A 14,670-nucleotide genomic window follows, 5' to 3' on the forward strand; every position below is an offset into this window, starting at 1 on the left:
CCCGTTAAATTCTGCCTTCAAACCTGCCTGTGCCCAAGCTCCTTCTCACCGTTTCCAACCTCACCATTGATTTCTCCAGCCACCGCGGCGACGTGCGGGCCGTGGACAACGTGTCGTTTGAGTTGCACCGGGGCGAGACGCTGGCCATTGTTGGCGAGTCGGGCTCGGGGAAGTCGGTGACGTCGCTGGCGCTGCTGGGGCTCATTCCGATGCCACCCGGCCGCATTGCCAGCGGCCAGGCCATCTTCCAATCCGAAAAACTGAGCGAAACCGACCTGCTGAAACTCTCCGAAACCGACCTGCGCCAGGTGCGCGGCAACGACATCGGCATGATTTTCCAGGAGCCGATGACCTCGCTGAACCCCGTGTACACCTGCGGCAGCCAGGTGGTGGAAGCCCTGCGTCTCCACACCGACCTTACCGAGGCCGCCGCCAAGGCCCGTACCATCGAGCTATTCACCGAGGCGCAGCTGCCGCGCCCCGAAAGCATCTTCGGCAGCTACCCGCACGAAATCTCGGGCGGCCAGAAGCAGCGCGTCATGATTGCCATGGCCATGGCCTGCCGCCCGGCCCTGCTTATCGCCGACGAGCCCACCACTGCCCTTGACGTGACGGTGCAGGCCCAGATGCTGCGCCTCATCGACGACCTGCGCCGCCAGCGCAATACGGCCGTCCTCTTCATCACCCACGACCTCGGCGTGGTGGCCGAAATCGCCGACCGCATTCTGGTTATGTACCGGGGCAAGGTGGTGGAACAGGGGAGGGTGATGGATATTTTTTCAAATCCGCAACATCCGTACACCAAAGGCCTTTTGGCGTGCCGTCCGCGCCTCTCGGTGGGCAAAAAACGTCTCCCCGTGGTGGCCGATTTCATGGGTGAAGATGCCAGCGGCCAGCTTTTTGCCCAGCCTGCGCCGGTGCTTCCGCTGCCAGATGAGGCACTTGCGGAATCATCGCCCGATGTAGAAGCCCAGCAGTTACACGATAAAACTGATACCGCCAAAACGTTCCCCGTGGAACATGGCGTTTTGGGGGATGTTCCACGGGTCGCCTCTTCCCCTCAGCCCCCTTCTCCGATGGAGAAGGAGGAGCTTGCCGCAGCAGAAACGAAATCGTCAGGCTCCCCCTCTTCATCGGAGAATGGGCCGGGAGGTGAGGCGAACGGGACCGCGCCATTATTAGAAGTCCAGAACCTCCATGTCTACTTCCCCCTCCGCAAAGGCTTCTTCCGCCGCGCCACCGATTACGTTCGGGCCGTCGACAACGTCAGCTTCACGCTCTATCCTGGTGAAACCATCGGCCTCGTGGGCGAGTCCGGCTGCGGCAAAACCACCCTCGGCCGGGCTTTGCTGCGCCTCACGGAACCAACGGCGGGTAGCATCCTGTTTGAAGGAACCGATTTGGCAAAGCTATCGAGCGGGGAATTGCGCCGCCGTCGGCGCGATTTGCAGCTGGTGTTCCAGGACCCCTATGCTGCCCTCAACCCGATGCTGACTGTGGGCGAGGCTATTTGGGAACCAATGCGGGTGCACAACGTGGGTGGTACGCGCCAGCAGCAAAAGGCGCGGGTGCTGGAGCTGCTGCGCACGGTGGGGCTGCGCGACGAGCATTTTCAGCGCTACCCGCACGAGTTCAGCGGCGGGCAGCGGCAGCGCATCTGCATTGCCCGGGCGCTGGCTTTGCAACCCAAATTGATTGTCTGCGACGAGTCGGTTTCGGCCCTCGACGTCTCGGTGCAGGCGCAGGTGCTGAACCTGCTCAACGACCTCAAACGTGAGTTCGGTATCACCTATTTATTCATCACCCACGACCTGTCGGTGGCCCGGTTTATGAGCGACCGGCTGCTGGTCATGCACCAAGGCCGCATCGTGGAGAGCGGCCCGGCGGCGGCTATCTATGCCAACCCGCAGCATGAATACACGCAGGGTCTGCTGGCTGCTATTCCCAAGGATAGTCTGGCCGACATTGAAGCGGCTGTAGCCAGTCGGGCGTAATACTTAGAGGGACTAGCAGCCTGTCATGCTGAGCGTAGCCGAAGTATCTCTACCCCTTCGTTGCTGCCGATTTGATTACTTGCGTCGCAAAGATGCTTCGGGTGCGCTTAGCATAATGGGCTAACGCGACCCAAACCCTACCAAACCCTAACAAACAACCTACTGGCCCTGCTCGCGTTTCACTAAACGGCGCGGCTCCGCCGCCAACCTCATTTTCCGCTCTCGCCGCCTGCGACCAATCAACTTTTCGGCGGCTACTTTTTTACATGAATACCCCCGAAGAAAACCCCAAGGCTCCCCGCGCCAAGCGCGAAAAGCCCGAAGCCACGGCCATCACCCAGGACCAGGTCCTGCAAGTATTTGCCGACAACCCCACCAAAGTCATCGCCTACCGCCAGCTCTCGCGCCGCCTCGGTGTCACGGCTAAAAGCCAGCGCGAAGAGATTTTTGCCCACATCAAGGTGCTGCGCAAAAACGGCCTCATTACGCTGCTTCAAAACGACGAATACCGCCTCGCTGATACCGACGCTGTCGCGGCGGCGTTGATGCCGTCCAGCGCCAAGAAATCAACTAAAAAGGGTGACTCGGCGGTTAAGCCCCCCCGCAACCTTTCGGTACAGGACCAGTTCGGCCGCGACCCCATTGTGCACCGCCGCCGTGAGGCCGGATTCGACTACGTGGATGGCGACGACCGCCCCGAGCGCGCCCCCTCCAACACCATCATTGGTACCGTCGATTTGGCTACGCCCAACTTCGCCTTCGTCGTGCCCGAGGGCGTAGATGGCGGCGACGACATCCGCGTATTCACCGACCAGCTCAAGTTTGCCCTGCAGGGCGATGTGGTGCGGGTGCGCCTGCGCAGCGGTTCCCGCGACGGCCGGCCCATGGGCGACGTGGTGGAAGTGCTCAAGCGGGTGCGCCCCGAAGTGGTGGGCCGCATCCAGATTCAAGGCACGCTCGGTTTCGTGAAGGCCGACAACCGCAAGGTGTATTTCGATGTGTTCGTGCCGCCGCATATGCTGCACGACTCGCACAACGGCGACAAGGTGCTGGTCCGCATCACCGAGTTTCCGACCGACCCGAACCGGCAGCCGACCGGCGAGGTCGTCCGCAACTTCGGGCAGGCCGGCGGCAACGAGGCCGAGATAAATGCCATCATGGCCGAGTTCGGCTTGCCGTTTGAATTCCCCGAGGAAGTGCAGACCGAATCCGAGGGCATCAGCGAGATTATCCAGCCCGATGAGATTGCCCGCCGCCGCGACTTCCGCGCCATCACTACCTTCACCATCGACCCCGCCGACGCCAAGGATTTTGATGATGCCCTGAGCATTCAGAAGCTGGAAAACGGCCATTGGGAAATCGGTGTCCACATTGCCGACGTGACCCACTACGTACGCCCTGGAACCGAGCTCGAGCGCGAGGGCAAGCACCGCGCCACCTCCGTCTACCTGGTGGACCGCGTGATTCCGATGCTGCCCGAGCGCCTATCCAACGGCCTCTGCTCGCTGCGGCCGAACGAGGATAAGCTGACGTTCTCGGCCGTGTTCGAGCTTGATGAAGCCGGTAAGCTCTACGAGTCGTGGTTCGGCAAAACCATCATTCACTCCGACCGCCGCTTCAGCTACGAGGATGCCCAGGAGCGCATCGAAAGCAAGGATGGCGAGTACGCCGAGGAGATAAATATCATGAACGACATGGCGCACAAGCTGTGTGCGCTGCGCTTCAAGCAAGGGGCCATCACCTTCGAAACCCAGGAAGTGAAGTTCCGGCTCGACGAGAATGGCAAGCCCCTCGGCGTGTACGTGAAGGAGCGTAAGGACGCCCACAAGATGATTGAGGAGTTTATGCTGCTGGCCAATCGCAAGGTGGCCGAGTTCGTGTTCAACCTCAAAAAGACCAAGCCGCGCTTCACCATGGTGTACCGCACCCACGACGCGCCCGAGCCCGAACGCCTCCAAACCTTCGCCCTCTTCGCCCAGAAATTCGGCTACAAGCTCAAGCTCGAAAACCCGAAGAAAATCAGCACCGAACTCAATAACCTTAGCTCCGAAGTAATGGGCAAGCCCGAGCAAAACGTGCTTCAGGGCCTGGCCATTCGCACCATGAGCAAGGCTATTTACACCACCGAGCCGCTCGGCCACTTCGGCCTGGCCTTCGAGCACTATTCGCACTTCACCTCGCCCATCCGCCGCTACCCCGACATGATGGCCCACCGCCTGCTCGAGCACTACCTGCTCGGCGGCAAGAACGTACCCGTCGACCCCGTCGAAGAAGAGTGCAAGCACTCCTCAGCCCGCGAAAAACTGGCGGCCAACGCCGAGCGCGCCAGCATCAAGTTCAAGCAGGTCGAATACATGGCCGATGAAATCGGTAACACGTTCAAGGGCGTGGTGTCGGGCCTGACGGAGCGTGGCATGTACATCGAAATCGAGGAGAACAAGTGCGAGGGCATGGTCCGCATCAGCGACATTCCCGGCGACGAGTACGAGCTCGACAAGGACAACTACCGCATCGTGGGCCGCCGCAACAAGCGCATCATTCAGTTCGGCGACGAGATGATGGTGGTCGTAAAATCCGCCAACCTGCTCGACCGTACCATCGACTTCGAGTTGGTCGACGACCGCCCCGATGCCGAGAAGCGCCGCGAAGCCGACGAGCGCAAGCAGCGCGGCAACGAACCCCGCGGCTACCGCGACCATAGCGGCAGCGGTGGCAAGGGCGGAAGCAAGGGTGGCGGCGGCTTCAAAGGGAAGCGGCGATAATCAATCAAGTTTTGTCATCCTGAACGCAGTGAAGCGGAGTGAAGGACCTTATCAGGCTAGAACAGCAAGCAGTAATCATCTACTGTAAATCGTTCTACTTCGATAAGGTCCTTCACTCCGCTTTGCTGCGTTCAGGATGACAAGTAAGCCCGTTCTTTGCACCACCTATGACCCCAGCCGACTTCCCCGCTAGCATCACCGCCGCCCTCGCCCAGCTCGACTACGGCCAGGCCCCGGAAACCCTCTACGCCCCCATTCGCTACATCATGGGCCTGGGCGGCAAGCGCATCCGCCCGCTGCTCACGCTGCTCGGGGCCCACCTCTTCACCGATGACCTCGGCGGCATCATCAAGCCCGCCCTGGCTACCGAAGTCTTCCACAACTTCACCCTGCTCCACGACGACCTGATGGACCAGGCCCCCCTGCGCCGGGGCCAGGCCACGGTGCACGAAAAGTGGAACCCCAACGTCGCCATCCTCTCCGGCGATGTGATGCTGGTGCGCGCTTACGAGCTGTTCTTAGACGTGCCGCCCGCGTTGCTCCCGCGCATCCTCGCCCGCTTCAGCCAGACGGCCGCCGAGGTCTGCGAGGGTCAGCAGTGGGACATGAATTTCGAGACCGAAGCCCGGGTCAGCATCGCCCAGTACCTGGACATGATTCGCCTGAAAACCGCCGTGCTCCTCGGCTTCTGCCTGGAGCTGGGGGCTCGCCTCGCCGGTGCTTCCGAAGAAGATGCCGAGCACCTGCGCCAGTTCGGCACCGACATCGGCCTGGCCTTCCAACTGCGCGACGACCTGCTCGACGTGTATGGCGACGCTGCCACCTTTGGCAAGCGCGTGGGCGGCGACATTATCTCCGACAAGAAAACGTTCCTCCTGCTCTCCGCTCAGGCCCAGGCCAGCGCCGCTCAGCAGGGAATCCTGGTTCAGCACATCGGCCAGCCTGTGCCCGATGCCGAGGCCAAAGTGCAGGCCGTGCGCGCTATCTACGATGAGCTCGAAATTCGCCCCCAGACGGAAGCCCTTATCAATTCTTACTTCCAGGATGCGCTTCAGCACTTGGAGCGCGTAGCGGCCTCTAATGGGCGCAAGGAGCCCCTGCATCGCCTCGCCCTGCAACTCATGGACCGCGAGAGCTAGGCGCTCCGTTTGCCGCGTAGCACAGGCTTTAGCTTGTGCCCCTCTCACAATGCACATGCTGAAGCTTGTGCCACATCCCCATTATCCGTGCTCAATCCTATCTACATCCTTATCGGCCTCACGGTCCTCATTTCCGCTTACGCCTGGTCCAGGCAAGAGCTCATGGACTCTTGGATAATGCAGCCCTACGTCATGGCTCGCTCGCCAGGCCAGTGGTACCGGCTGCTCACCTCCGGCTTTCTGCACGCCGACTGGGCCCACCTCCTTTTCAACATGTTCGCCTTCTACTCCTTCAGCCCCGTGGTGCTGGAAACCCTGAAGGCGGGCTTTGGCGATGGCCCGGGCCTCGCGCTCTTCCTGTTGCTCTATCTGGGTGGTATTATCATCTCCGATTTGCCCACCTACTTCCAGCACCGCGACGACCGCGGCTACCGCAGCCTTGGGGCTTCAGGCGGCGTGTCGTCGGTGCTGTTTGCCAGTATCCTGCTGTTTCCCGTCAACAATAACGGGGGCGGCATCATCATTTTCCCCATTCCATTTCCTATCCAACCTTTCCTCTTCGGCTTCCTGTATCTGGCTTACTCCTGGTACATGGGCCGCCGCCGGGGCGACAACATCAACCACGATGCCCACTTCTACGGCGCGCTCTATGGGGTTGTGCTGCTATTGGCGCTCATACCGGCTGCCGGGCCAGTATTTATTCAGCAAATAGGCGCGTTTGTGCAGTCAAAACTTTGATTACCAGCATATTGTAATTAATTAACAAGTCTTCGCTACATCTATTTGAGCAGGTTTGCGTACAGGGGCCTATTCACCTTCTTACCCCAACCTGAAATGCAACTTCTCTCCTCCCTTCGCAATCGAATCCCCTCGCTGGCCCTCCTGCTGAGCGTTTTTGCCTCCACCTTGCTTACTGCCTGTGGAAGCGGCCGCCGGGCCGATGGCTCGCTCACCATCTTCGGTGTGCTGTACCTGTTGTTCGCTGTGTTTGCGTTCATCAGCCTCATCAAGCAGGATTGGTCCATTGGCAAGAAAATCATCTGGGGACTTGTCATCTGGTTCTTCCCCTTTGGTGGCTCCATCATTTATTTCCTGTTCTCGGGCCGTAGCTAAGCGACCCACGCGCCGCTTTATTAAACAAAAAACCTCGACCAGCCTGGTCGGGGTTTTTTGTTGTCCGGATGGCAGCTTGTTACTTAAGTAGGCGCTTCTTTTCCAACTGTGCCACGCGTCGCAGCAGTTCACCACTGTTCGTAATCTGAGTCATCTGCCAATGGTCACCCTGGCGGCGCATTTTCACTTCTACTACCATTGTGGTATCGTAGCGCGGCTGCGTTACTTCCAGGCCCACGAATGCGTTATCACCCTCCTCACGGGTATACTTCACTCCTTTAAATTGACTATCCGGGCTCAATACTTTGCCAGCGAGGCCAGTCAGGGAAATATTCACCAGGCGCTTCGGAGCAGCAGCGGCCGCCGCTTCCAGCGAGCCGGTCTCAACGTAGCGCTCTACTTCGTTGTGGGCTGCTTTAGCCAGCGCAGGTTTCAGCAGTTTCAGTGCACCTCCCATCATAAGGCTTCCTCCGGGCAGCAGTGAAGCCAGGGCGGAGCTCTGCTGCGCCACGTCATCCACCAGGTGGCTGGTTACGCTATTCACGTCGACGTATTTTTCGAAACTGGCCATGTCATGCGTTTGCACGGCCGCGGCGGCCGCTACTAATGCGCCGCTTGGTCCAGCCTTTATCATGCGGTAGTAATAATAGCCCCCGCCCACTAGGGCCAGTAGCAACGCAAAAAGCAGCAGTTTTTTCATAAAGGGTTTCTGACGGGTGAAAGGGTAAAATTACCCCAAATCGCAGGCTTTACGCTTATTGCCATAATCTGGCCTTGCCTTGCTCCTCACAGGCTTCACAAGGGCTGCAATGGCCTGAAAGCACTGGTTTTCTCCCCTCTAATGCACTCAAATGCCCAATTAGGTTATTCTGGTTGCCTTCGCTTCAAGCTGTCCGTACACCACACTTCTGTTGTCTCTCAATAACACCTGCCATCTATATGCCCGATAATACCGCTTTGCCCCCGCGGCGGCTCGAAGTCCATGGCCACCGTGGTTGCCGTGGCTTGCGCCCCGAAAATACCCTGCCTGCCTTTCTGCATGCCCTGGAGCTCGGTGTCGACGTGCTGGAAATGGATGTGGTTATCTCCGCCGACCGCCAGGTGGTGATATCGCACGAGCCTTGGCTCAATCCGCTCATCTGCCGAGGCCCAGCCGGCGAGCTTATTGCGCCTGATACCGGCTTGACCTATAATCTCTACCACATGCCCTATCGTCAGATTCGCGAATTTGATTGCGGCCACCTCCATCCTGACTTCCCCGAGCAGCAAGCTCAGCCGGCGCTGAAGCCCTTGCTTCGTGCTGTGCTGGCAGCTACCGAAGCCTGGGCCTCCGAGCAGCCCGGTCGCCGCCTCCCAGCCTATTCTATTGAGGTGAAAAGCCTGCCAAATGACGATTTTCTCTTTCACCCGGCTCCGGCCGAATTCCTCGATTTGGTGCTGGCCGAGCTAGACCAAGCCGAGGTGTTAGCTCGCACAACGCTTCTCTGTTTCGACCCGCGCATCCTTCGTCGCGCCCATCTCGTTCGTCCGTCGCTCCGCACGTGTCTGTTAATCGAGAAGGAGCAGGCTTGGTTACCAAGCCTGCGGGAGCTTGGTTTCGTCCCAACCACTCTCGGGCCCGACCAGCGTACTGTAACAACTACTGCCGTCAGCGAACTCCGTACGCTATATCCCGGCTTGCGGCTCGTGCCTTGGACTGTAAACGAGCCGTCCGATTTTGAACGCTTGCTACCTATGGGATTAGCCGGCATTACTACCGACTATCCTGACCGTTTGTTAGCCCTCTTGCGCGACAGACGATAGTACAAAATCCTTCTTGTTGGCTTTCTGCTTTTATTTAGGCGTAATGCGTTTGTCTGCAATATTGTAAAACAATCAAAATGTAACGCTATGTAATGATACACATTCCCCGTTACAAATTGTCCGTTACACTACAATTATTGTAATTGTGTCCAAAGAAATAATGTAAACGAGCATATTTTATTGCTACAAATTTGTTTTACGAATACGTTCTGTACATATTTGCATCAGCGTTACGCTAAGCCATATTTTATGTCACATCAGGGCGAAATACTTCAGGAAGCCATCAAAAACAGCGGTATCTCGATTACACGTATCGTGGACGAGCTGGGTATTACACGGCCCACCATCTATCGTAAATTCAAGGAAGAAACAATTGATTACAGCTTTGTAAAAAGAGTTGGTGAAATAATTAATCACGACTTTTCCAATGATTTTACAACGTTACAGCAGTCAGTTATTCCTTTTGTAACAAACTCAGTCCGTAACGTTACGAATTCTACTGTTACACCTCGTGTAACAATTCCTCAATCATCTGATGCTGACCCTTCCCGGCAGCTTTTATTGCTTCAGGGGAAGTACATAGCCTTGCTAGAGGCCTATAATGAGCTCCTGTTGAAAGTGTATGGACCGAAGTAACAAAAATGTTCCACGTGAAACATTTTTGTTTTGCCAAGCAATAGCAAGTGCTACCAGGATACAGAACAGTAGTGCAACCCTATAAAGCAGGCAGGGGGATAGACCACCGTTGTTGACTGCAGAGTGGATTCAAGCGTCGCCAAAACGTGACCGAAATCAGCAGCCTTGAGCGCAAGGAAGTCAAGAGAACTGGGCCTGATAATAGGGCATACCCACTACAGCTGCTAACCTGAATGTCCAGGCAATTCAGTCCTTTGGAATCAGAACCATGATGCCAACATAGATGGTGCCTGGTGCCGGAGAGAAGGCAGCCCACAAAATCGAAGAGGGGTGAATTGAATGCCTACAGGAAGATGACTTCCTTCACCACCACTTCTCCCACTTCGGCATTAATGAGCTCAGCAACGCGCGTTTTGGCCATGAGCAGCTCGTGCTTGAGTGGAGCGGAAGAGAGCCGAACAAATAAACGACCTTTGTTCACGTAGACTTCCTGGGTTTTAAGCGCAACGGCTTTGCCCATCACCCGTTCCCAGCTCGATACTACCGTTACCTCATTTAATTTCCCCTGCAAGCGGTAAGCGCGCACCAAGGCTTCGAGTCCTTCTTTAAGCGGAATGATATCGCCGGAGCGAGTAGGGGCGGAAGGCTTTTTCACAGAGGAATGGAAACGGCCGCCGAGCAAGGGAGGCCCTGGCGTAGTAGAGGCAAAGGTACACCGGCCGACGGCCGAAAGGCCTCTGGCAAGCGGCTAAACTGCCGCTACCGTGCCGTTGCTAACGCGGAACCGACGGATGGGAATGGTAACCCGAGATAGGGCCTGGTCGGTCCGCTCAAGGTTAGTATCGGTTAAGAAAACCTGGCCGAAAGTTTCATCGGCTACAAGTTCCAATAGGCGGGCAATGCGCTTATCATCGAGCCGGTCGAAAATATCGTCGAGTAGGAGCAGGGGTTTGTGTTGCTGCCTGGCAGCGAGCAGTTCGAACTGGGCCAGCTTAAGGGCGATGGCAAACGACTTTTGCTGCCCTTGCGAAGCGTGCGACTTCACCGGCATCTCATCCATTAGAAAAACAAAGTCGTCGCGATGCGAGCCGGTAGTGCTGCGCTGTAATACGAAGTCGCGCCGCTCGTTGGCCCGGAGCAGCTGCGCAAAGTCAACACCGAGTAGTTGGCTTTTGTAGGTAAGAATAACTTGTTCGCGGCCGTCGGCCAGTTGGCGATAGTGCTGCTGAAAAATGGGAACGTAATCGGCAAGGAAGGCCGCCCGTTGCGATGTGATTTGCTGGCCCAAGGGCGCAAGCTGTTCATCAAGGGCCAGCAGGTAATCGCGGTCAAAGCCGTGGGCCCCGACACCTTGTTTGAGAACGGCATTGCGCTGCCGCAGCAGCGCATTATAAGAAATAAGTGTCTCCAAAAACTCGTGGTCGAGTTGCGCCATTAGGCTATCAAAGTATTTGCGGCGTTCCTCACTGCCCTGTCGAATGAGGTCGGTGTCGTAGGGCGAAATGAGCACGGCGGGGTAACGGCCAATGTGGTCGGCCATGCGCTCATAAGGCTGCTTGTCGTGCGTAACGGTCTTCTTTTGGCCCTGCCGCAAACTCACCTGAATAACTTCTTGGCTTACAGGAGAATCGTTGGTAAAAGAGCCCTTAACTACAAAGAAATCAGCTCCTTGCTTAATGCAAAGCGCATCAGAAGCGGAGATGGCGCTTTTGGTGAGTGATAAATAATGGATTGCGTCGAGGAGGTTGGTTTTGCCGCTGCCATTATCGCCAATAAAGCAATTGAGGCCCGAGGATAGATGCAGTGCCGCGTCGTCGTAATTTTTAAAAAAAAGCAGCTGGAGAGAGTCAAGAGTCATAAGGTGCGGATTTGCCAGCAGTTTTACGTAATTTCGCCCTCCCAACGCGAATTATTTCTTTCCTTAACAGTGCTATGGCGGATACGAAAGTAAAAGCTGCTTCTAAAAAACCAGCCGCCTCAAAGGCATCCAACGGCAAGGAGGCTAAACCCACCGCCGCTAACGCTGCTAATGGCCAGGCAAAACCTGGTTCGGCAGGGCAGCATGCGGCCGACGAAGTGGTAACCGTGGTGCCATCCGAATCGCTGCTGCCAGGCAAGAAGGCCTCGGGAACGCCGGCTCCGGCCCAGCCCGCCGCATCGTTTTCCAAGGAAACCTACCTCACCTGGTATGAGCAAATGCAGCTCATGCGCAAGTTTGAGGACAAGGCCGGGCAGTTGTATGGTCAGCAAAAAATTAAAGGCTTCTGCCACCTATACATCGGCCAGGAGGCTTGCGTGGCGGGCGCGGTATCGGCGCTGGAGAAGGGCGACAAGTACATCACCGCCTACCGCGACCATGCCCACCCGCTGGCACTGGGCACCTCGCCCAATGCTGTGATGGCTGAACTGTTTGCTAAAGCTACCGGCTGCTCGAAAGGCAAGGGGGGCTCGATGCACATGTTCGATAAGGAAGTGGGGTTCATGGGCGGCCACGGCATTGTGGGTGCCCAGGTGCCGATGGGCGCGGGCATTGCCTTCGCCGAGAAGTATAACAAGACGGGCAAGCTTTGCATCTGCTACATGGGCGACGGCGCGGTACGCCAGGGCGCATTGCACGAGGCCTTTAATATGGCCATGCTGTGGAAGCTGCCGGTCATTTTCGTGATTGAAAACAACGGCTACGCCATGGGCACGTCGGTGCAGCGGACCTCGAACGTCACCGAGCTCTACAAAATCGGCCTTAGCTACGATATGCCCTCGGAGCCAGTGAATGGCATGCGCGTAGAAGACGTGCACGAGGCCGTGGCCCGCGCCGCCGAGCGTGCCCGCGCCGGCGAAGGCCCGACGCTGCTCGAGTTCAAGACCTACCGCTACAAGGGCCACTCGATGAGCGACCCGGCCAAGTACCGCACCAAGGAGGAGCTGGAAGACTACCGCCACCGCGACGCGATTGAAGGCGTGCGCCACACGCTGCTGACCAATAACTTCGCCACCGAAGCCGACCTCGAAGCCATCGACGAGCGCATCAAGGCGGCGGTGCAGGAGTCGGTTGACTTTGCCGAGCGTTCGCCCTACCCCACGCCCGACGAGCTGTTCAAGGACGTGTACGTGCAGGCCGACTACCCTTACATCCACGACTAAACCGGAACCGCTGTGAGCTGGCAGCTTTTAGCTGTTAGCTTTACAGAATCTGATAATCCTGATTTTTAATAAAAAGCTAGTAGCTGACAGCTAATGGCTAGCAGCTTCTTTACTATGTCGAAGATTCCCTACACTGGCAAAAGCCAGCAGGCCCGCCAGGGGCAGCAAGTAACCCAGAACGTGCCGGCCGACCCGCTGGCACCGGCCGAGAACCTCGCGCCTGAAAACCCGTTGCTGGAAGACCCGGATGCGCTGGCCGCTCGCTTGGTCGAAACCGAGGATTTTGTGCGCAGCAACCGCAACCTGCTGCTGGGTATTCTGGCCGTGGTGGTGCTGGCCGTAGTGGGCGCATTTGGCTTCTATACCTGGCGCAACCAGCAAGACTCGAAGGCCCAGGCCAGCATGTTCCGGGCGGTGAACAACTGGGAGGCTGACTCGCTGACGAAAGCCATTAAGGGCGACGGCAAGGCCCCGGGCCTGGTAACGGTTGCCAACGAGTACAGCAACACCAAAGCCGGAAACCTGGCTAACTTCTATGCCGGGGTGGCTTCGCTGAAAAAAGGGGACTACAAAGCCGCCCTCGACTACCTCGAAGATTTCACCTCGGACGATTACCTGGTGCAGAGCCGTGCCTACGCCCTGATGGGTGACGCCCAGCTGGAGCTAAACAAGCCCAAGGAAGCCGCCGACCTCTACGCCAAAGCCGCCGACCACAACGCCAACGAGTACTTCTCGCCCAGCTACCTGCTAAAGGAAGCCACCGCCCGCGAAGTAGCTAAGGATGAGGAAGGAGCCCTGAAAGCCTACGAGCGCATTATCACCGAATACCCTGCCTCGCAGGAAGTAGCCGAAGCCCGCCAGTACAAGGCCAAGCTGGAGAAATAAGCAGCTCGAACCATGTGGTCGTCCTGAGCACGGCGAAGGACCTTATTGCAGCCGAACGGACCACCGTTCAACCGTGATAAGGTCTCTCGCTGCGCTCAGGATGACTGTTTTTTACCGAATAATCAATTATGGCAACTTCCCTGCAAAACCTGAGCGAATACGACGCTTCCGCATTCATCGACATCAGCGAGCGGAAATTTGGACTGGTGGTGGCCGAATGGAACCGCGACATCACCGACGTGCTCAGCGCCGGGGCCTACGACACCTTGCTCAAGCACGGGGCCGTGGCCGACAATATTTTTCGCAACACCGTGCCCGGTAGCTTCGAGTTGACGCTCGGGGCGCAGTTTCTGGCCCAGCACGACGAGATTGATGCCGTGATTTGCCTGGGAGTGGTTATCCAGGGCGAAACCAAGCACGACGACTACATCTGCCACGCCGTGGCGCAGGGCATTACGCAGGTGGGGCTGAAGTTCAATAAACCCGTTATTTTCGGGCTTGTGACGACTAACACGCTGGAACAGGCCTGGGACCGGGCCGGCGGCAAGCACGGCAACAAAGGCGTGGAAGCGGCCGTGGCAGCCATCCAAATGTTAGGCTTTTAGCAGCGGGCCAGAAAAGCGGGTATTAGGGCGTAGATTTGCACCCGCAAAACCAGCGCATATCGGCTAGCTAAAAGGGGGTTGGCGAGCTTTCGAACCCTGCCAAACTATTCAGCAGCCGCAAGCGTTGGGGCCGCATTATTGTCTGCCTTTCCTTACCATTTCCTTTTTTCTTTTTCAATGAACGAAGACAACATTCGCTATTCGCGGGAAGACCTCAACGAGTTCGACCAGATTATTCAGGACAAGCTGACGGCCGCCCGGAAGGAGTTGTCGTTCATTAAAGAGACGCTGAACCGCAGCAACGACTCGGGTACGGATACCACCGCATCGTCGGCCAAAGTGCTGGAGGATGGGGCCGAAACGGCCGAGAAGGAGAGCATGAACCAGCTGGCTTCGCGCCAGATGAAATTTATTCAGCAGCTCGAAAACGCCCAGATTCGCATTAAGAACGGTACTTACGGCGTGTGTATCGGTACGGGCAAGCTCATTCCGAAGGAGCGCCTGCGGGCCGTGCCCCACACCCAGCATACCATCGAAGCCAAAATGGCCCGCCGCGACTAAGCGCGCGCCATCCCAATACCTCGGTACCGGG

The 14,670-nt window shown here is 57.4% G+C and carries 14 protein-coding genes; 11 read left to right on the plus strand and 3 right to left on the minus strand.

The features are described 5' to 3' along the window. Nucleotides 1–23 precede the first annotated feature (23 nt). From ABIB44_RS07210 to ABIB44_RS07230, 5 genes are all read left to right on the plus strand, one after another. Nucleotides 24–1,994: an ABC transporter ATP-binding protein gene (locus ABIB44_RS07210; protein ID WP_354584430.1), complete on the plus strand. Its 1,971-nt coding sequence runs from the start codon at nucleotides 24–26 to the stop codon at nucleotides 1,992–1,994. Nucleotides 1,995–2,260: 266 nt separating this feature from the next. Then, a complete protein-coding gene (gene rnr / locus ABIB44_RS07215) occupies nucleotides 2,261–4,756 on the plus strand; it encodes a ribonuclease R (protein ID WP_354583957.1) in 2,496 nt (831 codons plus the stop codon). A gap of 167 nt (nucleotides 4,757–4,923) precedes the next feature. Continuing rightward, complete coding sequence (locus ABIB44_RS07220) at nucleotides 4,924–5,895, plus strand: polyprenyl synthetase family protein (RefSeq protein WP_354583958.1); 972 nt, start codon at nucleotides 4,924–4,926, stop codon at nucleotides 5,893–5,895. A gap of 87 nt (nucleotides 5,896–5,982) precedes the next feature. Next, nucleotides 5,983–6,633 (plus strand): rhomboid family intramembrane serine protease, encoded by a 651-nt coding sequence (locus ABIB44_RS07225; RefSeq protein ID WP_354583959.1) that lies wholly within the window; start codon nucleotides 5,983–5,985, stop codon nucleotides 6,631–6,633. A gap of 96 nt (nucleotides 6,634–6,729) precedes the next feature. Continuing rightward, nucleotides 6,730–7,008, plus strand: coding sequence for a PLD nuclease N-terminal domain-containing protein (locus ABIB44_RS07230; protein WP_354583960.1), 279 nt, complete (start codon nucleotides 6,730–6,732; stop codon nucleotides 7,006–7,008). A 79-nt stretch (nucleotides 7,009–7,087) separates the two neighbouring features. On the opposite strand, the gene ABIB44_RS07235 is transcribed toward ABIB44_RS07230, so the two are convergent. After that, nucleotides 7,088–7,708 (minus strand): hypothetical protein, encoded by a 621-nt coding sequence (locus tag ABIB44_RS07235; protein ID WP_354583961.1) that lies wholly within the window; start codon nucleotides 7,706–7,708, stop codon nucleotides 7,088–7,090. A 239-nt stretch (nucleotides 7,709–7,947) separates the two neighbouring features. Here ABIB44_RS07235 and ABIB44_RS07240 point away from each other — a divergent pair, with 239 nt between their 5' ends. Together ABIB44_RS07240 and ABIB44_RS07245 are read left to right on the plus strand one after the other, a co-directional pair. Beyond that, on the plus strand, nucleotides 7,948–8,811 hold the full coding sequence (locus ABIB44_RS07240) for a glycerophosphodiester phosphodiesterase family protein (RefSeq protein ID WP_354583962.1): 864 nt from the start codon (nucleotides 7,948–7,950) through the stop codon (nucleotides 8,809–8,811). 249 nt (nucleotides 8,812–9,060) lie between these two features. Continuing rightward, nucleotides 9,061–9,447, plus strand: a complete 387-nt coding sequence (locus tag ABIB44_RS07245; RefSeq protein WP_354583963.1) for a helix-turn-helix domain-containing protein — start codon at nucleotides 9,061–9,063, stop codon at nucleotides 9,445–9,447. Nucleotides 9,448–9,790: 343 nt separating this feature from the next. Here the strand turns inward: ABIB44_RS07245 and ABIB44_RS07250 are convergent, their stop codons facing one another. Next, nucleotides 9,791–10,102, minus strand: coding sequence for a DciA family protein (locus ABIB44_RS07250; protein ID WP_354583964.1), 312 nt, complete (start codon nucleotides 10,100–10,102; stop codon nucleotides 9,791–9,793). Nucleotides 10,103–10,195: 93 nt separating this feature from the next. Beyond that, nucleotides 10,196–11,305 carry a DNA replication/repair protein RecF gene (gene recF / locus ABIB44_RS07255; protein WP_354583965.1) on the minus strand — a complete coding sequence of 370 codons (1,110 nt, stop codon included), beginning with the start codon at nucleotides 11,303–11,305 and terminating at the stop codon, nucleotides 10,196–10,198. Between the two features lie 74 nt (nucleotides 11,306–11,379). Between recF and pdhA the strand changes: the two genes are divergently transcribed. The 4 genes from pdhA (at nucleotide 11,380) to ABIB44_RS07275 (ending at nucleotide 14,639) form a co-directional block, all read left to right on the plus strand. Further along, nucleotides 11,380–12,588, plus strand: coding sequence for a pyruvate dehydrogenase (acetyl-transferring) E1 component subunit alpha (gene pdhA / locus ABIB44_RS07260; RefSeq protein WP_354583966.1), 1,209 nt, complete (start codon nucleotides 11,380–11,382; stop codon nucleotides 12,586–12,588). A gap of 114 nt (nucleotides 12,589–12,702) precedes the next feature. Beyond that, entirely contained in the window at nucleotides 12,703–13,473 is a 771-nt protein-coding gene (locus ABIB44_RS07265) for a tetratricopeptide repeat protein (protein ID WP_354583967.1), read from the plus strand. A 128-nt stretch (nucleotides 13,474–13,601) separates the two neighbouring features. Beyond that, on the plus strand, nucleotides 13,602–14,078 hold the full coding sequence (ribH, locus tag ABIB44_RS07270) for a 6,7-dimethyl-8-ribityllumazine synthase (RefSeq protein WP_354583968.1): 477 nt from the start codon (nucleotides 13,602–13,604) through the stop codon (nucleotides 14,076–14,078). 177 nt (nucleotides 14,079–14,255) lie between these two features. After that, complete coding sequence (locus tag ABIB44_RS07275; protein ID WP_354583969.1) at nucleotides 14,256–14,639, plus strand: TraR/DksA family transcriptional regulator; 384 nt, start codon at nucleotides 14,256–14,258, stop codon at nucleotides 14,637–14,639. Nucleotides 14,640–14,670 lie beyond the last annotated feature (31 nt).

The sequence above is a fragment of the Hymenobacter sp. UYCo722 genome (genome assembly GCF_040547115.1).
In the GTDB taxonomy this organism is placed as follows: domain Bacteria; phylum Bacteroidota; class Bacteroidia; order Cytophagales; family Hymenobacteraceae; genus Hymenobacter.